Annotated in this window: 19 protein-coding genes; 16 read left to right on the forward strand and 3 right to left on the reverse strand. The window is 50.2% G+C overall.

The window, feature by feature from the left end:
- Positions 1–2 precede the first annotated feature (2 nt).
- The 15 genes from atpA to phoU all read left to right on the forward strand — a co-directional run bounded on the left by atpA (position 3) and on the right by phoU (position 18,166).
- On the forward strand, positions 3–1,544 hold the full coding sequence (gene atpA / locus A9180_RS02565; protein WP_001176745.1) for a F0F1 ATP synthase subunit alpha: 1,542 nt from the start codon (positions 3–5) through the stop codon (positions 1,542–1,544).
- 50 nt (positions 1,545–1,594) lie between these two features.
- Positions 1,595–2,458 carry a F0F1 ATP synthase subunit gamma gene (gene atpG / locus A9180_RS02570; RefSeq protein ID WP_000896498.1) on the forward strand — a complete coding sequence of 288 codons (864 nt, stop codon included), beginning with the start codon at positions 1,595–1,597 and terminating at the stop codon, positions 2,456–2,458.
- A 26-nt stretch (positions 2,459–2,484) separates the two neighbouring features.
- Positions 2,485–3,867 carry a F0F1 ATP synthase subunit beta gene (gene atpD, locus A9180_RS02575; RefSeq protein WP_000190506.1) on the forward strand — a complete coding sequence of 461 codons (1,383 nt, stop codon included), beginning with the start codon at positions 2,485–2,487 and terminating at the stop codon, positions 3,865–3,867.
- Positions 3,868–3,887: 20 nt separating this feature from the next.
- A complete protein-coding gene (locus tag A9180_RS02580) occupies positions 3,888–4,307 on the forward strand; it encodes a F0F1 ATP synthase subunit epsilon (protein ID WP_064525911.1) in 420 nt (139 codons plus the stop codon).
- 386 nt (positions 4,308–4,693) lie between these two features.
- The gene (glmU, locus tag A9180_RS02585) at positions 4,694–6,064 is read left to right on the forward strand and encodes a bifunctional UDP-N-acetylglucosamine diphosphorylase/glucosamine-1-phosphate N-acetyltransferase GlmU (protein ID WP_064525914.1); all 1,371 of its coding nucleotides are present in this window, start codon (positions 4,694–4,696) and stop codon (positions 6,062–6,064) included.
- 161 nt (positions 6,065–6,225) lie between these two features.
- Positions 6,226–8,055 (forward strand): glutamine--fructose-6-phosphate transaminase (isomerizing), encoded by a 1,830-nt coding sequence (gene glmS / locus A9180_RS02590; protein ID WP_064525915.1) that lies wholly within the window; start codon positions 6,226–6,228, stop codon positions 8,053–8,055.
- 308 nt (positions 8,056–8,363) lie between these two features.
- Complete coding sequence (lpfA-O113, locus tag A9180_RS02595) at positions 8,364–8,936, forward strand: long polar fimbria major subunit LpfA-O113 (RefSeq protein ID WP_064525917.1); 573 nt, start codon at positions 8,364–8,366, stop codon at positions 8,934–8,936.
- A 46-nt stretch (positions 8,937–8,982) separates the two neighbouring features.
- Positions 8,983–9,714, forward strand: coding sequence for a long polar fimbrial chaperone LpfB-O113 (gene lpfB-O113 / locus A9180_RS02600; RefSeq protein WP_064525919.1), 732 nt, complete (start codon positions 8,983–8,985; stop codon positions 9,712–9,714).
- 24 nt (positions 9,715–9,738) lie between these two features.
- Complete coding sequence (gene lpfC-O113, locus A9180_RS02605) at positions 9,739–12,261, forward strand: long polar fimbrial usher protein LpfC-O113 (RefSeq protein ID WP_064525921.1); 2,523 nt, start codon at positions 9,739–9,741, stop codon at positions 12,259–12,261.
- A 10-nt stretch (positions 12,262–12,271) separates the two neighbouring features.
- Positions 12,272–13,339 (forward strand): fimbrial protein, encoded by a 1,068-nt coding sequence (locus A9180_RS02610; RefSeq protein WP_064525923.1) that lies wholly within the window; start codon positions 12,272–12,274, stop codon positions 13,337–13,339.
- Between the two features lie 247 nt (positions 13,340–13,586).
- Positions 13,587–14,627: a phosphate ABC transporter substrate-binding protein PstS gene (pstS, locus tag A9180_RS02615; protein ID WP_064525924.1), complete on the forward strand. Its 1,041-nt coding sequence runs from the start codon at positions 13,587–13,589 to the stop codon at positions 14,625–14,627.
- Positions 14,628–14,712: 85 nt separating this feature from the next.
- Positions 14,713–15,672 (forward strand): phosphate ABC transporter permease PstC, encoded by a 960-nt coding sequence (gene pstC / locus A9180_RS02620; RefSeq protein WP_000741620.1) that lies wholly within the window; start codon positions 14,713–14,715, stop codon positions 15,670–15,672.
- On the forward strand, positions 15,672–16,562 hold the full coding sequence (pstA, locus tag A9180_RS02625) for a phosphate ABC transporter permease PstA (protein ID WP_001251991.1): 891 nt from the start codon (positions 15,672–15,674) through the stop codon (positions 16,560–16,562). Before pstC ends, pstA begins: the two co-directional genes overlap by 1 nt.
- A gap of 90 nt (positions 16,563–16,652) precedes the next feature.
- Positions 16,653–17,426, forward strand: a complete 774-nt coding sequence (gene pstB, locus A9180_RS02630; protein WP_000063126.1) for a phosphate ABC transporter ATP-binding protein PstB — start codon at positions 16,653–16,655, stop codon at positions 17,424–17,426.
- A 14-nt stretch (positions 17,427–17,440) separates the two neighbouring features.
- Complete coding sequence (gene phoU, locus A9180_RS02635) at positions 17,441–18,166, forward strand: phosphate signaling complex protein PhoU (protein ID WP_064525926.1); 726 nt, start codon at positions 17,441–17,443, stop codon at positions 18,164–18,166.
- A 94-nt stretch (positions 18,167–18,260) separates the two neighbouring features.
- Here the strand turns inward: phoU and yieH are convergent, their stop codons facing one another.
- Complete coding sequence (yieH, locus tag A9180_RS02645; protein ID WP_064525930.1) at positions 18,261–18,926, reverse strand: 6-phosphogluconate phosphatase; 666 nt, start codon at positions 18,924–18,926, stop codon at positions 18,261–18,263.
- A gap of 166 nt (positions 18,927–19,092) precedes the next feature.
- On the opposite strand from yieH, the gene adeP reads away from it, so the two are divergent.
- Positions 19,093–20,430, forward strand: a complete 1,338-nt coding sequence (gene adeP / locus A9180_RS02650; protein WP_064525932.1) for an adenine permease AdeP — start codon at positions 19,093–19,095, stop codon at positions 20,428–20,430.
- A 54-nt stretch (positions 20,431–20,484) separates the two neighbouring features.
- On the opposite strand, the gene yieF is transcribed toward adeP, so the two are convergent.
- Entirely contained in the window at positions 20,485–21,051 is a 567-nt protein-coding gene (gene yieF / locus A9180_RS02655; RefSeq protein ID WP_064525934.1) for a class I chromate reductase YieF, read from the reverse strand.
- A 21-nt stretch (positions 21,052–21,072) separates the two neighbouring features.
- Positions 21,073–21,822, reverse strand: coding sequence for a 4'-phosphopantetheinyl transferase family protein (locus tag A9180_RS02660; RefSeq protein ID WP_064525936.1), 750 nt, complete (start codon positions 21,820–21,822; stop codon positions 21,073–21,075).
- Positions 21,823–21,966: the final 144 nt, after the last annotated feature.

Raw genomic sequence — 21,966 nt, forward strand, 5'->3', positions numbered from 1 at the left:
GCATGCAACTGAATTCCACCGAAATCAGCGAACTGATCAAGCAGCGCATTGCTCAGTTCAATGTTGTGAGTGAAGCTCACAACGAAGGTACTATTGTTTCTGTAAGTGACGGTGTTATCCGCATCCACGGCCTGGCCGATTGTATGCAGGGTGAAATGATCTCCCTGCCGGGTAACCGTTACGCTATCGCACTGAACCTCGAGCGCGACTCTGTAGGTGCGGTAGTTATGGGTCCGTACGCTGACCTTGCCGAAGGCATGAAAGTTAAGTGTACAGGTCGTATCCTGGAAGTTCCGGTTGGCCGTGGCCTGCTGGGCCGTGTGGTTAACACTCTGGGTGCGCCAATCGACGGTAAAGGTCCGCTGGATCACGACGGCTTCTCTGCTGTAGAAGCAATCGCTCCGGGCGTTATCGAACGTCAGTCCGTAGATCAGCCGGTACAGACCGGTTATAAAGCCGTTGACTCCATGATCCCAATCGGTCGTGGTCAGCGTGAATTGATCATCGGTGACCGTCAGACCGGTAAAACCGCACTGGCTATCGATGCCATCATCAACCAGCGCGATTCCGGTATCAAATGTATCTATGTCGCTATCGGCCAGAAAGCGTCCACCATTTCTAACGTGGTACGTAAACTGGAAGAGCACGGCGCTCTGGCTAACACTATCGTTGTGGTAGCAACCGCGTCTGAATCCGCTGCACTGCAATACCTGGCACCATATGCTGGTTGCGCAATGGGCGAATACTTCCGTGACCGCGGTGAAGATGCGCTGATCATTTACGATGACCTGTCTAAACAGGCTGTTGCTTACCGTCAGATCTCCCTGCTGCTCCGTCGTCCGCCTGGACGTGAAGCATTCCCGGGCGACGTATTCTACCTCCACTCTCGTCTGCTGGAGCGTGCTGCGCGTGTTAACGCCGAATACGTTGAAGCCTTCACCAAAGGTGAAGTGAAAGGGAAAACCGGTTCTCTGACCGCGCTGCCGATTATCGAAACTCAGGCAGGTGACGTTTCTGCGTTCGTTCCGACCAACGTAATCTCCATTACCGATGGTCAGATCTTCCTGGAAACCAACCTGTTCAACGCCGGTATTCGTCCTGCGGTTAACCCGGGTATCTCCGTATCCCGTGTTGGTGGTGCAGCACAGACCAAGATCATGAAAAAACTGTCCGGTGGTATCCGTACCGCTCTGGCACAGTATCGTGAACTGGCAGCGTTCTCTCAGTTTGCATCCGACCTTGACGATGCAACGCGTAAGCAGCTTGACCACGGTCAGAAAGTGACCGAACTGCTGAAACAGAAACAGTATGCGCCGATGTCCGTTGCGCAGCAGTCTCTGGTTCTGTTCGCAGCAGAACGTGGTTACCTGGCGGATGTTGAACTGTCGAAAATCGGCAGCTTCGAAGCCGCTCTGCTGGCTTACGTCGACCGTGATCACGCTCCGTTGATGCAAGAGATCAACCAGACCGGTGGCTACAACGACGAAATCGAAGGCAAGCTGAAAGGCATCCTCGATTCCTTCAAAGCAACCCAATCCTGGTAACGTCTGGCGGCTTGCCTTAGGGCAGGCCGCAAGGCATTGAGGAGAAGCTCATGGCCGGCGCAAAAGAGATACGTAGTAAGATCGCAAGCGTCCAGAACACGCAAAAGATCACTAAAGCGATGGAGATGGTCGCCGCTTCCAAAATGCGTAAATCGCAGGATCGCATGGCGGCCAGCCGTCCTTATGCAGAAACCATGCGCAAAGTGATTGGTCACCTTGCACACGGTAATCTGGAATATAAGCACCCATACCTGGAAGACCGCGACGTTAAACGCGTGGGCTACCTGGTGGTGTCGACCGACCGTGGTTTGTGCGGTGGTTTGAACATTAACTTGTTCAAAAAACTGCTGGCGGAAATGAAGACCTGGACCGACAAAGGCGTTCAATGCGACCTCGCAATGATCGGCTCAAAAGGCGTGTCGTTCTTCAACTCCGTGGGCGGCAATGTTGTTGCCCAGGTCACCGGCATGGGGGATAACCCTTCCCTGTCCGAACTGATCGGTCCGGTAAAAGTGATGTTGCAGGCCTACGACGAAGGCCGTCTGGACAAGCTTTACATTGTCAGCAACAAATTTATTAACACCATGTCTCAGGTTCCGACCATCAGCCAGCTGCTGCCGTTACCGGCGTCAGATGATGATGATCTGAAACATAAATCCTGGGATTACCTGTACGAACCCGATCCGAAGGCGTTGCTGGATACCCTGCTGCGTCGTTATGTCGAATCTCAGGTTTATCAGGGCGTGGTTGAAAACCTGGCCAGCGAGCAGGCCGCCCGTATGGTGGCGATGAAAGCCGCGACCGACAATGGCGGCAGCCTGATTAAAGAGCTGCAGTTGGTATACAACAAAGCTCGTCAGGCCAGCATTACTCAGGAACTCACCGAGATCGTCTCGGGGGCCGCCGCGGTTTAAACAGGTTATTTCGTAGAGGATTTAAGATGGCTACTGGAAAGATTGTCCAGGTAATCGGCGCCGTAGTTGACGTCGAATTCCCTCAGGATGCCGTACCGCGCGTGTACGATGCTCTTGAGGTGCAAAATGGTAATGAGCGTCTGGTGCTGGAAGTTCAGCAGCAGCTCGGCGGCGGTATCGTGCGTACCATCGCAATGGGTTCCTCCGACGGTCTGCGTCGCGGTCTGGATGTAAAAGACCTCGAACACCCGATCGAAGTCCCGGTAGGTAAAGCGACTCTGGGCCGTATCATGAACGTACTGGGCGAACCGGTCGACATGAAAGGCGAGATCGGTGAAGAAGAGCGTTGGGCGATTCACCGCGCAGCACCTTCCTACGAAGAGCTGTCAAACTCTCAGGAACTGCTGGAAACCGGTATCAAAGTTATCGACCTGATGTGTCCGTTCGCTAAGGGCGGTAAAGTTGGTCTGTTCGGTGGTGCGGGCGTAGGTAAAACCGTAAACATGATGGAGCTTATTCGTAACATCGCGATCGAGCACTCCGGTTACTCTGTGTTTGCGGGCGTAGGTGAACGTACTCGTGAGGGTAACGACTTCTACCACGAAATGACCGACTCCAACGTTATCGACAAAGTATCCCTGGTATATGGCCAGATGAACGAGCCGCCGGGAAACCGTCTGCGCGTTGCTCTGACCGGCCTGACCATGGCTGAGAAATTCCGTGACGAAGGTCGTGACGTACTGCTGTTCGTTGACAACATCTATCGTTATACCCTGGCCGGTACGGAAGTATCCGCACTGCTGGGCCGTATGCCTTCAGCGGTAGGTTACCAGCCGACCCTGGCGGAAGAGATGGGCGTTCTGCAGGAACGTATCACTTCCACCAAAACCGGTTCTATCACCTCCGTACAGGCAGTATACGTACCTGCGGATGACTTGACTGACCCGTCTCCGGCAACCACCTTTGCGCACCTTGACGCAACCGTGGTACTGAGCCGTCAGATCGCGTCTCTGGGTATCTACCCGGCCGTTGACCCGCTGGACTCCACCAGCCGTCAGCTGGACCCGCTGGTGGTTGGTCAGGAACACTACGACACCGCGCGTGGCGTACAGTCCATCCTGCAACGTTATCAGGAACTGAAAGACATCATCGCCATTCTGGGTATGGATGAACTGTCTGAAGAAGACAAACTGGTGGTAGCGCGCGCTCGTAAGATCCAGCGCTTCCTGTCCCAGCCGTTCTTCGTGGCAGAAGTATTCACCGGTTCTCCGGGTAAATACGTCTCCCTGAAAGACACCATCCGTGGCTTTAAAGGCATCATGGAAGGCGAATACGATCACCTGCCGGAGCAGGCGTTCTACATGGTCGGTTCCATCGAAGAAGCTGTGGAAAAAGCCAAAAAACTTTAACGCCTTAATCGGAGGGTGATATGGCAATGACTTACCACCTGGACGTCGTCAGCGCAGAGCAACAAATGTTCTCTGATCTGGTCGAGAAAATCCAGGTAACGGGTAGCGAAGGTGAACTGGGAATTTACCCGGGCCACGCGCCGCTGCTCACCGCCATTAAGCCTGGTATGATTCGCATCGTGAAACAGCACGGCCACGAAGAGTTTATCTATCTGTCTGGCGGCATTCTTGAAGTGCAGCCTGGCAACGTGACCGTTCTGGCCGACACCGCAATTCGCGGCCAGGATCTCGACGAAGCGCGAGCCATGGAAGCGAAACGTAAGGCTGAAGAGCACATTCATAGCTCTCACGGCGACGTAGATTACGCTCAGGCGTCTGCGGAACTGGCCAAAGCGATCGCGCAGCTGCGCGTTATCGAGTTGACCAAAAAAGCGATGTAACACCGGCTTGAAAAGCACAAAAGCCAGTCTGGAAACAGGCTGGCTTTTTTTTGCGCGCCGCAGCGAGATTTGTTCTGCTATATCCTGCGCATTTTTATATCCCGCAATTAAACTCGTTTTTATAACTCCTCGAAATCCTTTGCTGGTTTCCCTGTTTATTCATTGATCGAAATAAGAGCAAAAACATCAGCCTGACGCTTAAATGAAGGTGGTGTCTTACTTTTATGAAGACAAAAGGCGTGACGATGGTCGAAAATGGCTCTTTCGCCAGTGGGGATAATCCGTTATTGAGCAATTTATCCCCTGTCCATTTCACGATGAAAAAAATGTAGTTTTTTCAATGTGAAGCGGTTTAAATTCGTTCTCAAATTACAGTCAGGACGCGTATGTTGAATAATGCTATGAGCGTAGTGATCCTTGCAGCAGGCAAAGGCACTCGCATGTATTCCGATCTTCCTAAAGTGCTGCACACCCTTGCCGGGAAAGCGATGGTTCAGCATGTCATTGATGCTGCGAATGAATTAGGCGCTGCGCACGTTCACCTGGTTTACGGCCACGGCGGCGATCTGCTTAAACAGGCGCTGAAAGATGACAACCTGAATTGGGTGCTTCAGGCAGAGCAACTGGGTACTGGCCATGCAATGCAGCAAGCCGCACCTTTTTTCGCCGATGACGAAGACATTTTAATGCTCTACGGCGACGTGCCGCTGATCTCTGTTGAAACACTCCAGCGCCTGCGTGATGCTAAACCGCAGGGCGGCATTGGCTTGCTGACAGTGAAACTGGATGACCCGACCGGTTATGGTCGTATTACCCGCGAAAACGGCAAAGTTACTGGTATTGTTGAGCATAAAGATGCCACCGACGAACAGCGTCAAATCCAGGAAATCAACACCGGCATTCTGATCGCCAACGGCGCAGATATGAAACGTTGGCTGGCGAAGCTGACCAACAATAACGCTCAGGGCGAATACTACATCACCGACATTATTGCGTTGGCGTATCAGGAAGGACGTGAAATCGTTGCCGTTCATCCGCAACGTTTAAGCGAAGTTGAAGGCGTGAATAACCGCCTGCAACTCTCTCGTCTGGAGCGCGTTTACCAGTCCGAACAGGCTGAAAAACTGCTGCTGGCGGGCGTTATGTTGCGCGATCCGGCGCGTTTTGATCTGCGCGGTACGCTTAACCACGGGCGTGATGTTGAAATTGATACTAACGTTATCATCGAGGGCAACGTTACTCTCGGTAATCGCGTGAAAATCGGCACCGGTTGCGTGATTAAAAACAGCGTGATTGGCGATGATTGCGAAATTAGTCCGTATACCGTAGTGGAAGATGCTAATCTGGCAGCGGCCTGTACCATCGGCCCGTTTGCTCGTCTGCGCCCCGGTGCTGAGTTGCTGGAAGGCGCACATGTCGGTAACTTCGTTGAGATGAAAAAAGCGCGTCTGGGTAAAGGCTCGAAAGCTGGCCATCTGACTTACCTAGGCGATGCGGAAATCGGCGATAACGTTAACATCGGTGCGGGAACCATTACCTGCAACTATGACGGTGCGAATAAATTTAAAACCATTATTGGTGACGATGTTTTTGTTGGCTCTGACACTCAGCTGGTCGCCCCGGTAACGGTAGGCAAAGGCGCGACCATTGCTGCGGGTACAACTGTGACGCGTAATGTCGGCGAAAACGCATTAGCCATCAGTCGAGTGCCGCAGGCACAAAAAGAAGGCTGGCGTCGTCCGGTAAAGAAAAAATAATTCTGGCTGGGTAAATCCGGCCTCCTGGGATGAGGAGATAACATAATCTCCCTCCCACAGCAGTAACTATAAAAATAACCCCACTCTCTACAAGGCTCGGGGCGCCCGAAAAAACGGGCATACAGGTTGACCGACAACGATATAAACCGGAATCAAAAACTATGTGTGGAATTGTTGGCGCGATCGCGCAACGTGATGTAGCAGAAATCCTTCTTGAAGGTTTACGTCGTCTGGAATACCGCGGTTATGACTCTGCTGGTCTGGCGGTTGTTGACGCAGAAGGTCATATGACCCGTCTGCGTCGTCTCGGTAAAGTACAGATGCTGGCTCAGGCTGTGGAAGAACATCCTCTGCATGGCGGTACGGGGATTGCTCATACTCGCTGGGCGACGCACGGCGAACCTTCAGAAGTGAATGCGCATCCGCATGTTTCTGAACACATTGTGGTGGTGCATAACGGCATCATCGAAAACCATGAACCGCTGCGCGAAGAGTTAAAAGCGCGTGGCTATACCTTCGTTTCTGAAACCGACACCGAAGTTATTGCCCACCTGGTGAACTGGGAACTGAAACAGGGCGGCACCCTGCGTGAAGCCGTGCTGCGCGCTATTCCGCAGCTGCGTGGCGCGTATGGCACAGTAATTATGGATACCCGTCACCCGGATACCCTGCTGGCGGCACGTTCTGGTAGTCCACTGGTGATTGGCCTCGGTATGGGCGAAAACTTTATCGCTTCTGACCAGCTGGCGCTGTTGCCGGTGACCCGTCGCTTTATCTTCCTCGAAGAGGGCGATATTGCTGAAGTGACTCGCCGTTCGGTAACCATCTTCGATAAATCTGGCGCGGAAGTGAAACGTCAGGATATCGAATCCAATCTGCAGTATGACGCGGGCGATAAAGGTATTTACCGTCACTACATGCAGAAAGAGATCTACGAACAGCCTAACGCGATCAAAAACACCCTTACCGGACGTATCAGCCACGGCCAGGTAGATTTAAGCGAGCTGGGACCGAACGCCGACGAACTGTTGTCGAAGGTTGAGCATATTCAGATCCTCGCCTGCGGTACTTCTTACAACTCCGGTATGGTTTCCCGTTACTGGTTTGAATCGCTGGCAGGTATTCCGTGCGACGTTGAAATCGCCTCTGAATTCCGCTATCGCAAATCTGCTGTACGCCGCAATAGCCTGATGATCACCTTGTCGCAGTCTGGTGAAACGGCGGATACCCTGGCGGGTCTGCGTCTGTCGAAAGAGCTGGGATATCTCGGCTCGCTGGCAATCTGTAACGTTCCGGGTTCTTCTCTGGTTCGTGAATCCGATCTGGCGCTGATGACCAACGCAGGTACTGAAATTGGCGTGGCGTCTACCAAAGCCTTCACCACTCAGTTAACTGTGCTGTTGATGCTGGTGGCGAAACTGTCTCGCCTGAAAGGTCTGGATGCCTCCATTGAGCATGACATCGTCCATGGTCTGCAGACGCTGCCGAACCGTATTGAGCAGATGCTGTCTCAGGACAAACGTATTGAAGCTCTGGCAGAAGATTTCTCTGACAAACATCACGCGCTGTTCCTGGGTCGTGGCGATCAGTATCCAATCGCGCTGGAAGGCGCATTGAAGCTGAAAGAGATCTCTTACATTCACGCTGAAGCCTACGCTGCGGGCGAGCTGAAACACGGCCCGCTGGCGCTGATTGATGCGAATATGCCGGTTATCGTCGTTGCGCCGAACAACGAACTGCTGGAAAAACTAAAATCCAACATTGAAGAAGTTCGTGCGCGTGGCGGTCAACTGTACGTATTCGCCGATCAGGATGCTGGTTTTGTCGGTAGCGATAACATGCACATCATCGAGATGCCGCATGTGGAAGAGGTTATTGCACCGATCTTCTACACCGTTCCGCTGCAGTTACTGGCTTATCATGTCGCGCTGATCAAAGGCACCGACGTTGACCAGCCGCGTAACCTGGCGAAATCGGTTACGGTTGAGTAATAATATTCATTCGCTGAACGAAGGGCTGCCTTTTGGCGGCCCTTTTTATCAATAACGTCAATAATTGTTTTATCTATAAACTCAGGGATATGAATTTATTCTGATTTTTTATTAATGTCTGATTACACACTTGAAAAATTATCGATTTAATAATATTTAAATAATAAAAATATATTTAAATTTTAGTTTTTAATTTTATTTTTAGATAATTATATTTCGTTGATGTATTATATCCGCGAATCATAAGTACACTTATTAATATAAGTGATGATTCAGGATAAAGGATATATCATATCAATGGAGTTTCTATGAAGCGTAATATTATAGGCGGTGCATTCACTCTGGCATCTTTAATGCTAGCTGGACATGCACTGGCAGAAGATGGTGTTGTTCACTTCGTCGGTGAAATTGTCGACAGTACTTGTGAAGTTACCTCCGATACAGCGGATCAAACCGTTCCTCTTGGGAAAGTCAGTAAAAATGCATTTTCAGGCGTAGGCAGTATGGCATCGCCACAGCAGTTCAGTATTAAACTGGAAAAATGTCCGGCAACTTACACGCAGGCTGCGGTTCGTTTTGACGGTACTGAAGCGCCTGGCGGCGACGGTGACCTGAAAGTGGGTACCCCGATAACAGCTGCCGATCCGGGTGATTATACAGGCACAGGGGCAGCGATTGTGGCAACAGGTGTCGGTATCCGTATCTTTAACCAGACTGACAACTCTCAGGTCAAACTTTATAACGACTCAGCTTATACCTCTATCGCAGCTGACGGCACCGCAGAAATGAAGTTTATTGCACGCTATGTTGCAACAAATGCGGTCGTAACAGCGGGTACAGCGAACGCTGATTCACAATTTACTATCGAATATAAGAAATAATTTATCAGAGCCTTTTTATTCAGTTGGCTTTGGCCAGGGAGTTTTTATGTCCAGAAAAAGTTGTTTAATTAGGCTCTTTAAAACAACCATTTTGTACAAATTATTTATCGCGATTATGTTAAGCCTTTTTTTAGGCCAGTCAACACTAACCTATGCAGGCGTTGTCATTGGCGGTACACGGGTTGTTTACTTGAGTAATAATGCAGATAAATCCATTTCTGTATTCAGCAAGGAAGAGAAGATCCCTTATCTCATCCAGTCATGGGTAGACCCGTTTAATAAAGATGATAAAAGTAAAGCGCCCTTTACTGTTATACCTCCTGTATCCCGACTTGAACCCGGACAAGAAAAAGTATTACGTATTATTCACACCAAGGGAATGTCATTACCCGACGACCGTGAATCCGTCTTCTGGCTGAATATCAAAAATATTCCGCCTGCAGCAACCAATAAAGCGGCTAACTCTTTGGAAATTGCTGTTAAAACTCGTATCAAGCTGTTCTGGCGACCAGCAACTATTCGCCTTATTCCTGAAGATGCCGCGCCAAAGGTTAAGTGGCGTCGTGAAGGGAAAAATCTGATTGCTGAAAATCCAAACCCGATTCATATCAGTGTGATGGATGTCATTGTTGATGGCCATGATGTGCCTCTCAATATGATCCGTCCTTTCGAAACGCTCTCTTTACCGCTGCCTGCCAATTCTGCGGGTAACCAAATGACCTGGCGATTCATAAATGATTACGGTGCGATAAGCGAACCGATAAAAAACGCGCTGTAAGCATTGTATAAGGATAGGCATATTATGGTTACGACCAGAATAGCGGTTGGCCTGACGGCGGGGATGAGTCTGATATTCTCACCTGGTCTGATGGCTCAGGTCAGCGTATTTAATCCGGCGCTACTGGAAATAGACCATCAATCCGGGGTCGACATTCGTCAGTTTAACCGGGCAAATATGATGCCTCCCGGCGTTTATAGCGTTGATATTTTTATCAATGGGAAAATGTTTGAACGTCAGGATGTTACTTTTGTTCAGGATAATCCGGATTCTGATCTGCACGCCTGTTTTGTTGCCATTAAAAAAACACTGACTTCCTTTGGAGTAAAAGTTGACGCGCTGAAATCGCTCAATGGGGTGGATGAAACGGCCTGCCTGGATCCTGCGCCACGTATTGAAGGTTCATCCTGGCAACTGGACAGCGATAAACTTCAGCTGAATATCTCTATTCCCCAAATCTACATGGATGCGATGGCTTACGATTACATAAGCCCAACCCGTTGGGATGAGGGGATTAATGCGCTCACCATCAACTACGATTTTTCTGGTTCGCATACTCTCCGCTCGGATTATGGTTCACAAGAGACAAATACAAGCTATCTCAATCTGCGAAATGGGTTGAATATTGGACCGTGGCGATTACGCAATTACAGCACTTTAAACACCACCGATGGTCGTGCGGAATACAATTCCATCAGTACCTGGATACAGCGGGATATTGCGGCATTAAGAAGCCAGATTATGATCGGCGATACCTGGACGGCGAGCGATATTTTCGATAGTACGCAAATCCGCGGTGTTCGCTTGTATACCGATAACGATATGTTGCCTGCCAGCCAAAACGGATTTGCGCCCGTTGTGCGTGGTATTGCGAAGTCCAATGCTACCGTCATCATTCGTCAAAACGGCTATGTTATTTACCAATCTGCTGTTCCACAAGGTGCTTTTGAAATTACCGATCTGAATACCGCCAGCACAGGTGGTGATCTGGACGTAACCATCAAGGAGGAGGATGGTAGCGAGCAGAGATTTACCCAACCTTACGCCACTTTGGCAATCCTCAAACGTGAAGGTCAAACTGATGTAGATATCAGTGTGGGTGAATTACGCGATGAAGAAGGATTTACGCCGGACGTCCTTCAGGCGCAGATCCTTCATGGCCTACCGCACGGGTTTACATTGTATGGCGGCTTACAGGCTGCCGAAAATTATGGTTCAGCAGCTTTAGGGATGGGTAAAGATCTCGGTTCTCTGGGCGCTATTTCGTTCGATGTGACTCATGCTCGAGCGAAATTTAGTGATGATGATTCTGAAACCGGTCAGTCCTATCGCTTTCTTTATTCGAAACGTTTTGACGATACCGACACCAGCTTGCGCCTTGTTGGCTATCGTTATTCCACGGAAGGCTACTATACCCTCAACGAATGGGCATCACGACGCAATAGCCCTGATGATTTCTGGGAAACAGGTAACCGCCGCAGTCGCGTGGAAGGAACGCTAACACAGTCTCTGGGCAGAGATTATGGCAATTTATACCTGACATTAAGCCGCCAGCAGTACTGGCATACCGATGATGTCGAGCGATTAATGCAATTTGGCTACAGCAGTAGCTTGAAGCGTCTCTCTTGGAATGTCTCCTGGAGTTATTCCAATACCGCTCGTCAGGGGACGAGTAATAATCATGCCAGTGATAACACCAGCGAACAGATCTACATGCTCTCTTTATCTGTTCCTTTATCGGGCTGGTGGGGGAATAGCTATGCCACTTATTCCCTGTCGCAAAATGATAACTCCGGCAGTTCACATCAAGTTGGGCTAAGCGGAACGGCCCTGGAAAGAAATAATCTGTCCTGGAATTTAATGCAGTCTTATAACAGCCGTGATGATGAGGTTGGCGGTAATATGTCGCTGACCTATGACGGCACCTATGGCACGGTGAATGGCAGTTATAACTACAGCCAAAATTCTCAGCGACTCAATTACGGTATTAAGGGCGGCATTCTGGCACACAGCGAAGGGGTCACATTAAGCCAGGAGTTAGGTGAAACCATCGCGCTCGTTAAAGCCCCCGGTGCTGCAGGGCTGGAAATCGATAATATGCGAGGTGCCACAACTGACTGGCGTGGCTATACGGTCAAGACACAACTAAACCCATATGATGAAAACCGTGTGGCAATCAGTGATAACTATTTCTCGAAGTCAAATATCGAACTCGATAATACCGTCGTCACGATGATTCCTACGCGTGGCGCAGTGGTTAAAGCCGAGTTTGTTACGCATGTGGGTTACCGCGTTTTATTCAGAGTCATTAATGTAAAAGGTAAGCCAGTGCCATTTGGCGCGATTGCATCAGTACAAAATGCGTCCTCTGCAGATTCAGGGATTGTGGGAGAACATGGCGAGCTTTATCTCTCCGGTCTTCCTGAAAAGGGACTGGTGACATTATCCTGGGGCGAAAACGCGACCACAAAATGTACCTTCGATTACACCCTCTCATCACCTGCAAGTGAAAGTGGATTAATTGAGCAAGGTGTGACATGTCATTAAAAGGATTTTTATGAACAAGAATATTATACGATGGTGGCTGGCGGTTCTTATTATCTCTTTTAGTAGCACAATACTAGCTGCGCCTAAAGGTATTTGTACTTCAGATAATGGGGTTTTCCATAGTACGCTTAATTTTTCAGGCTATCTTATTACAGCGAACCAGAATAAGGTTGGATCGATATTTAATACCAGAGTGACCAATGGTGCCTCTTATCCTGGTCACTGCCATTGTGATACAGGGAACATAGGTCGATATCCCTATATTTACTATACGGCCAGAATAAATGATGCCTTAAGCTACGCTGGTGTTCATTCAAGTTTGAATTATTATAATCTTAATCCTAATCTCGATGTGGGCATTGCAATAGATATTCTCGGAGTTGGAATGGTTAATGCGCCTTTTGAATATCAGGCTAATCGGCCTTCTACCAGCTATGATTGCAGTCGTACTTCCCCTTTAAATGTTTCCAGTGGTGCTACAGCACAAATATATTTTTATATCAAAAAAACATTTGCAGGAAAAATAGTTATACCTGAAACACGAATTGTGTCCTTGTATGGTACTATAAGTCGTGATACACCTGTTGACTATTCTCAACCGATGGCCGATGTTTACATTCGTGGTGATATCACGGCGCCGCAAAGCTGTGAGATTAATAGTTTGCAGCCGATTTATTTTGATTTTGAAGACATACCAGCCGCAGATTTTTCATCTGTTGCCGGGAGTGCGGTAACAACGCATAAAATCACTAAAACCGTCACTATTGAGTGTGAAAACTTAGGATTACTGAATACAGACGATATCACCACATCATTTTATGCTACAGAATCCAGTACCGATAACTCAATGGTTGTAACGTCAAACCCCAACGTGGGGGTAAAAATCTACGATAAAAATAATAAGGAAATCAAAGTAAACGGAGGCGAATTGTCGACAGATATGGGCAAAACAACCGTCTATGGCGAGAAAGCTGGCAACGTCACTTTTTCTGCCGCACCTGCAAGCCTCACTGGAGCTCGCCCTGCGCCAGGAACATTTACCGCGACTGCAACCATAACAATTGAGATTGTTCGCTAACCGAACTGACAGCGGTGCTCCTCACACCGTTGTCATTTTACGCATTTTTGCTTGCATATTTTCATTCGACATGACAAAACGATGACATCGCTTTTCTTTTTCTTCTTCAAATAAATCAAATAGTTAAATAATAACTCTGATTTGTCATAAAACTGTCATATTCCTTACATATAACTGTCACCTGTTTGTCCTATTTTGCTTCTCGTAGCCAACAAACAATGCTTTATGAATCCTCCCAGGAGACATTATGAAAGTTATGCGTACCACCGTCGCAACTGTTGTCGCCGCGACCTTATCGATGAGCGCTTTCTCTGTATTTGCAGAAGCAAGCCTGACAGGCGCAGGTGCAACCTTCCCTGCGCCGGTGTATGCCAAATGGGCTGACACTTACCAGAAAGAAACCGGTAATAAAGTTAACTACCAGGGTATCGGTTCTTCCGGTGGCGTAAAACAGATCATCGCCAATACCGTTGATTTCGGTGCTTCTGACGCGCCGCTGTCTGACGAAAAACTGGCTCAGGAAGGTCTGTTCCAGTTCCCGACCGTAATTGGCGGCGTGGTGCTGGCGGTTAACATTCCAGGGCTGAAGTCTGGCGAACTGGTGCTGGATGGTAAAACCCTCGGCGACATCTACCTGGGCAAAATTAAAAAGTGGGATGATGAAGCCATCACCAAACTGAACCCGGGTCTGAAACTGCCTTCACAGAACATCGCCGTAGTGCGCCGCGCAGATGGCTCCGGGACTTCCTTCGTCTTCACCAGCTACCTGGCGAAAGTGAACGAAGAGTGGAAAAACAACGTTGGTACTGGCTCTACCGTAAAATGGCCGATCGGTCTGGGCGGTAAAGGTAACGACGGTATCGCCGCGTTCGTTCAGCGTCTACCGGGTGCAATTGGTTACGTTGAATATGCTTACGCGAAGCAGAACAACCTGGCGTACACCAAACTGATCTCCGCTGATGGCAAACCGGTTAGTCCGACCGAAGAAAACTTCGCCAATGCGGCAAAAGGCGCAGACTGGAGCAAAACATTCGCTCAGGATCTGACTAACCAAAAAGGCGAAGATGCGTGGCCTATCACCTCTACCACGTTCATTCTGGTCCACAAAGAACAGAAGAAGCCAGAGCAGGGCGCAGAAGTGCTGAAGTTCTTCGACTGGGCGTACAAAACCGGGGCTAAACAGGCGAATGACCTGGATTATGCCAGCCTGCCGGATAGCGTAGTTGAACAAGTTCGCGCTGCGTGGAAGACCAATATTAAAGACAGTAGCGGTAAGCCGCTGTACTAATAAAACTCCAGGCCGGATAAGGCGTTAACCCCTTATCCGGCATTACAAAATGACTTTGTAAACGCGTTTAACTGAAGAGTAACTTATGGCTGCAACCAAGCCTGCTTTTAACCCACCGGGTAAAAAGGGCGACATAATTTTCAGCGTGCTGGTAAAACTGGCGGCGCTGATTGTGCTATTGATGTTGGGTGGCATTATTGTCTCTCTGATCATCTCCTCCTGGCCGAGCATTCAGAAATTTGGTCTGGCATTCCTGTGGACCAAAGAGTGGGATGCGCCGAACGATATCTACGGGGCACTGGTGCCAATCTACGGTACGCTGGTGACCTCGTTTATCGCGCTGCTGATTGCCGTTCCGGTGAGTTTCGGTATCGCCCTGTTCCTGACCGAGCTTGCTCCTGGTTGGCTGAAACGCCCGCTGGGTATCGCTATTGAGCTGCTGGCGGCTATTCCAAGTATCGTTTACGGCATGTGGGGCTTGTTTATCTTCGCACCGCTGTTTGCCGTCTATTTCCAGGAACCGGTCGGCAATATCATGTCGAATATCCCTATTGTTGGCGCGCTGTTCTCCGGCCCGGCATTTGGTATCGGTATCCTCGCGGCAGGCGTGATCCTCGCCATCATGATTATTCCGTACATTGCGGCGGTAATGCGCGATGTATTCGAACAAACTCCGGTGATGATGAAAGAGTCGGCCTACGGTATCGGCTGCACCACATGGGAAGTTATCTGGCGTATCGTTCTTCCGTTCACCAAAAATGGTGTTATTGGCGGCATTATGCTGGGTCTGGGGCGCGCGCTCGGTGAAACCATGGCGGTGACCTTTATCATCGGTAACACCTACCAGCTCGACAGCGCCTCGCTGTACATGCCGGGCAACAGTATCACCTCTGCGCTGGCCAATGAATTTGCTGAGGCGGAATCTGGTCTGCACGTTGCTGCACTGATGGAACTCGGCCTGATCCTGTTTGTGATTACCTTCATCGTCCTCGCCGCATCGAAGTTTATGATTATGCGCCTGGCTAAGAATGAGGGGGCACGCTAATGGCTATGGTTGAAATGCAAACCACTGCGGCGCTGGCAGAATCTCGCCGCAAAATGCAGGCGCGTCGTCGCCTCAAAAACCGTATTGCGCTGACGCTCTCAATGGCGACGATGGCCTTCGGTCTGTTCTGGTTGATCTGGATTTTAATGTCCACCATCACTCGCGGTATCGACGGTATGTCGCTGGCGCTTTTCACCGAAATGACGCCGCCGCCAAATACCGAAGGCGGTGGTCTGGCGAACGCCCTGGCGGGCAGCGGCCTGTTAATTTTGTGGGCTACGGTATTCGGTACGCCGCTGGGCATTATGGCGGGGATTTATCTGGCGGAATATGGCCGTAAATCCTGGTTGGCAGAAGTTATTCGCTTCATTAACGACATTCTGCTCTCCGCACCGTCGATTGTGGTTGGTCTGTTTGTTTACACCATCGTGGTGGCGCAGATGGAGCACTTCTCCGGTTGGGCTGGCGTGATTGCCCTGGCGCTGTTGCAGGTACCGATTGTTATCCGCACCACCGAGAACATGCTGAAACTGGTGCCGGACAGCCTGCGTGAAGCGGCTTATGCGCTGGGTACGCCGAAGTGGAAGATGATCTCCGCGATTACGCTGAAAGCGTCGGTGTCCGGGATCATGACCGGTATCCTGCTGGCGATTGCTCGTATTGCCGGTGAAACCGCACCGCTGCTGTTTACCGCGCTCTCCAACCAGTTCTGGAGCACGGACATGATGCAGCCGATCGCCAACCTGCCGGTGACTATCTTTAAATTTGCGATGAGCCCGTTTGCAGAATGGCAGCAGCTGGCCTGGGCCGGGGTGTTGATCATTACCCTGTGCGTCCTGCTGCTGAACATTCTGGCGCGCGTTGTTTTTGCGAAGAATAAACACGGTTAACACTTTGCCGGATGTGGCGTGAGCGCCTTATCCGGCCTACGGTAAGCCTGATTAGCGAAGTGCATCAGGCACGATGAGGAAAAGATTGCAATGAGTATGGTTGAAACTGCCCCGAGTAAAATTCAGGTTCGTAATTTGAACTTCTACTACGGCAAATTCCATGCCCTGAAAAACATCAACCTGGATATCGCCAAAAACCAGGTTACGGCGTTTATCGGGCCGTCCGGCTGCGGTAAATCGACGCTGCTGCGTACCTTCAACAAAATGTTTGAACTGTATCCGGAGCAGCGCGCGGAAGGTGAGATTCTGCTCGATGGCGACAACATCCTGACCAACACCCAGGATATCGCCCTGCTGCGTGCAAAAGTGGGCATGGTGTTCCAGAAGCCTACGCCGTTCCCGATGTCCATTTACGACAACATTGCCTTTGGTGTGCGTCTGTTTGAGAAGCTCTCCCGTGCTGACATGGACGAGCGCGTACAGTGGGCATTGACCAAGGCCGCATTGTGGAACGAAACCAAAGATAAATTGCACCAGAGCGGTTACTCTCTCTCTGGTGGTCAGCAACAGCGTCTGTGCATCGCGCGTGGTATCGCCATTCGCCCGGAAGTGCTGCTGCTCGACGAACCGTGTTCGGCGCTCGACCCCATCTCCACTGGGCGTATTGAAGAGCTGATCACCGAACTGAAGCAGGATTACACCGTGGTGATCGTTACCCACAACATGCAGCAGGCTGCGCGTTGTTCCGACCACACGGCGTTTATGTATCTGGGCGAATTGATTGAGTTCAGCAACACGGACGATCTGTTCACCAAGCCAGCGAAGAAACAAACAGAAGACTACATCACCGGTCGTTACGGTTGATTCAGGAGTGCGTTATGGACAGTCTCAATCTTAATAAACATATTTCCGGCCAGTTCAATGCCGAACTGGAAAGCATCCGCACGCAGGTGATGACCATGGGCGGCATGGTGGAGCAGCAGCTAACTGATGCCATCACCGCCATGCACAACCAGGACAGCGATCTGGCGAAGCGCGTGATCGAAGGCGACAGAAACGTCAACATGATGGAAGTGGCGATCGATGAAGCCTGCGTGCGCATTATTGCCAAACGTCAGCCGACGGCGAGCGATCTGCGTCTGGTTATGGTTATCAGTAAAACCATTGCTGAACTGGAACGTATTGGCGATGTGGCGGACAAAATCTGCCGCACTGCGCTTGAGAAATTCTCCCAGCAGCATCAGCCGCTGCTGGTGAGTCTGGAATCGCTGGGCCGTCACACCATTCAGATGCTGCACGACGTGCTGGACGCGTTTGCGCGCATGGATATTGACGAAGCGGTGCGAATTTATCGTGAAGATAAAAAAGTCGATCAGGAGTACGAAGGTATCGTGCGCCAGTTGATGACATACATGATGGAAGATTCACGCACGATTCCGAGCGTTCTCACCGCGCTGTTCTGTGCGCGTTCAATCGAACGTATCGGTGACCGTTGCCAGAATATCTGCGAATACATCTTCTACTACGTGAAGGGGCAGGATTTCCGTCACGTTGGCGGTGATGAGCTGGATAAACTGCTGGCAGAAAAAGATCCGAAAGCGTAACGCTAACCGTTGGCCGGATAAGGCGTTTACGCCGCATCCGGCAACCTGCGAGTACGAAATCAGCCCGGTGAAATACGTCACCGGGTTTCTTTATTTATCGCGTAATATCCCAACCTCGCGCCTTCCACAGTTCCGGTAACTGTGAAAGATGGGTAAAAGTAGTGACTTTCGGATGAACGATCGGCTTATTGTGCGGATCAGCGCAGAAGTAGAACACTTCCATGCCCGCATCGATTCCTGACTGCGCACCGGCGCTGGAATCATCGACCAGAATGCAGTTTTCAACGTTCACATTCATCGCTTTTGCCGCATGGAACATTAACGCCGGATCGGGCTTCCAGCGTTGGATGTCATAGCCGCTGAACAACTTTTCCGGGAAATAGTGCAGCATATTGAGTTTACCAAGCGAATGCTGCATCTTGCTGACCGGACCGTTAGAGACGACGCACATCGGCACTTTTACGCTTTCCAGCAAAGCATTTGCGCCTGCAATCACCTCAAGTTCGCTATCAAACAAGCGCACCACTTCCGCACGGTAAACGTGCTCGGCATCGGCACGGACTATTTCTACGCCCTGTTCTTTGCTAATGATGTCGATGATTTCGTAGAGTTTTACGCCTTTAAAGCGGGTAAAAATTTCTTCAAGGTCAACGTTAATGCCAAATTCCCTGAACATCGTGACATAGGCACGAGAGCAAATGACCTCACTGTCGACAAGCGTACCGTCGCAGTCGAAAAATACCGCTTCTATCTGGGACATGTCTTTCCTTTATCGTTAGTTTAACGTTTTCGTCAGGCATATTCGCATGACGCAATCGTTGCCGTATAAGCAAATACAATGAAAAAAAGTTATCTTCAGCCGTCCATATTGTCTCATTTTGGTATACGATAGCGACGTATTTTCCCTCCTTGTTCGGAAATAGATAATGAGTCAACAACACACAACCCAGGCTTCTGGCCAGGGGATGCTGGAACGCGTGTTTAAACTGCGCGAACATGGCACGACGGCACGGACCGAAGTGATCGCCGGTTTTACCACCTTCCTGACGATGGTTTACATCGTTTTTGTTAACCCGCAAATTCTCGGCGTTGCTGGCATGGACACCAGCGCCGTCTTCGTCACCACCTGTCTGATTGCTGCGTTCGGCAGTATTCTGATGGGGCTGTTTGCTAACCTGCCAGTCGCGCTGGCTCCCGCAATGGGTCTGAATGCGTTCTTCGCTTTTGTCGTTGTGCAGGCGATGGGCTTGCCATGGCAGGTCGGGATGGGCGCCATTTTCTGGGGCGCGATTGGTTTGCTGCTGCTGACTATTTTCCGCGTTCGCTACTGGATGATTGCCAACATTCCGGTGAGTCTGCGAGTGGGCATTACCAGCGGTATCGGCCTGTTCATTGGTATGATGGGGTTGAAAAACGCAGGTGTCATTGTCGCTAATCCGGAAACGCTGGTGAGCATCGGTAATCTGACGTCTCACAGTGTGCTGCTGGGTATCCTCGGCTTCTTCATCATCGCCATTCTGGCCTCACGCAACATTCACGCCGCAGTGCTGGTTTCCATTGTGGTGACTACGCTTCTGGGCTGGATGCTGGGTGATGTGCACTACAACGGCATCGTCTCCGCACCGCCGAGCGTGATGACCGTGGTGGGGCATGTAGATTTAGCCGGGTCGTTTAACCTCGGACTGGCAGGCGTGATTTTCTCTTTCATGCTGGTCAACCTGTTTGACTCCTCCGGTACACTGATCGGCGTGACCGATAAAGCGGGTCTGGCGGATGAAAAAGGTAAATTCCCGCGCATGAAGCAGGCGCTGTATGTCGACAGTATCTCTTCTGTAACCGGTTCGTTTATCGGTACATCTTCCGTTACTGCGTATATTGAATCTTCTTCCGGCGTTTCTGTTGGCGGTCGTACCGGTTTGACGGCAGTGGTTGTTGGCCTGCTGTTCCTGCTGGTTATCTTCCTGTCGCCGCTGGCGGGGATGGTGCCTGGCTATGCCGCGGCTGGCGCGCTGATTTACGTTGGCGTATTGATGACCTCAAGTCTTGCGCGCGTGAAATGGCAGGATCTTACTGAATCTGTTCCGGCGTTTATAACCGCGGTGATGATGCCGTTCAGCTTCTCGATTACTGAAGGTATTGCGCTGGGCTTTATCTCTTACTGCGTGATGAAAATCGGTACAGGCCGTCTGCGCGACCTTAGCCCGTGCGTGATTATCGTGGCGTTGCTGTTTGTGTTGAAAATTGTCTTTATCGACGCCCATTAAAATCGATAGCACGCTAAAAAACCCGCCATGCGTTATTGCTGGCGGGTTTTTTATTTAGATTTTCACCCGCTGAATAAACTCGCCAAATGCGGTCAACTGCCCGGTCAGGTGGTCCAGCGTTCCCTGATCAATCACTTCTCCGATTTGTGGATCGACTTTGTTCTGAATCACGCCGCCCATAAACTCTGGTTTGTTCATTACCATGGCATCGAGGAAAACCAGAATCTGGCGCAGGTGATACTGACAGCGCGCGCCGCCAATCACGCCCATTGAGCTGGTCTGAATCAACACCGGTTTACCGGCCAGCGGTTGATCCGGCAGACGGGAAAGCCAGTCGATGGCATTTTTCAGTCCACCCGGCACCGAGTAGTTATATTCCGGCGTCACGATCACCACACCATCCGCCTGACGAATCTGTTCCGCCAGAGCTTCAACCGTTGCTGGAAAACCGTCTTCCTGCTGTACGTCTGCGTCATATAAGGGAATGTCAGCAATGGATGGCAACGCGTTAACTTCCATACCCGCCGGGGCTATTTTCGGCAGCGTACGTGCAACCATGCCATTAAATGAACCTTTGCGCAGGCTTCCCAATAACGTAACCACCTTCAATTTTTCAGACATGATGACTCCTGTGGTTGTCTATCAATTTGGCAAAAATGACTTCACGGTAGAGAGCTGGGCAAAACGCATCATCCGACTGGTAGGATTATTGGCGCGGCTGTGAATATCCGGCAGGCTTTTCCAGCCTTGTTTGCCATCAAACGCCCAGACATTGAGCTTTTCAATCGCTGGGCTGACCGCCACGGACCATACCAGCACCTCCTCTGCGTCGCATATCGCTTCTACATGATTTACATGGGCACATTTCAGGCGTCCCGCAATGGGCATCAACTGCAGATTACGCGGGTCGTCATTCAAAACATCACCGGTAAGTTTTAGCACGCTTCGGCGCAGCGTGATGAGCTGCGCTCGCGCTTCGTTGGGATCATTTTGCTTACTGATCCATAGTGATTCATTGCTGGAAAAAGCATGGTTATCGGGCGCGTGAGGGCTATGAAACCCGCGAGTCGCGCGCTGTAGTTCCATATCGAGGCCACATTCACCTTCGGTTGTTAATGCTATTCCGACCATGTTTCCGGCATAAGATATTGAAAATGATGGTAAATTTTTATCGTGGAAAACCGGCTTTCCTTTAGCCTGGGTGACGATTTCCGGCAATTCGCTAATGCCGTACAGCAAGAACATCAGTTCTGCGAGTAAACCTCTGGACGCCAGGAAACGACTTTGACGATGAGGGGGAAGATTTAGGGCTTCTTGATGACACTGGGAGGGTAGACGAACAGATATCAGGTGTCCTTCCGTTAAAATCCCTCGGGCAAAGTGAGTCGCCATTTTTCGCTCCATGCTTAATGGTCCATTATGAATACAGAGTAATCATTTACTGAATTTATGGACAGACTAAAGCAGCGAAAAGTTCGATTCAGACAAGATTATTACATGCTTTTTACATTTAATCGCGAAATGTGGTCATGTTTC

It is taken from the genome of Escherichia sp. B1147 (genome assembly GCF_001660175.1).
Classification (GTDB): domain Bacteria; phylum Pseudomonadota; class Gammaproteobacteria; order Enterobacterales; family Enterobacteriaceae; genus Escherichia; species Escherichia whittamii.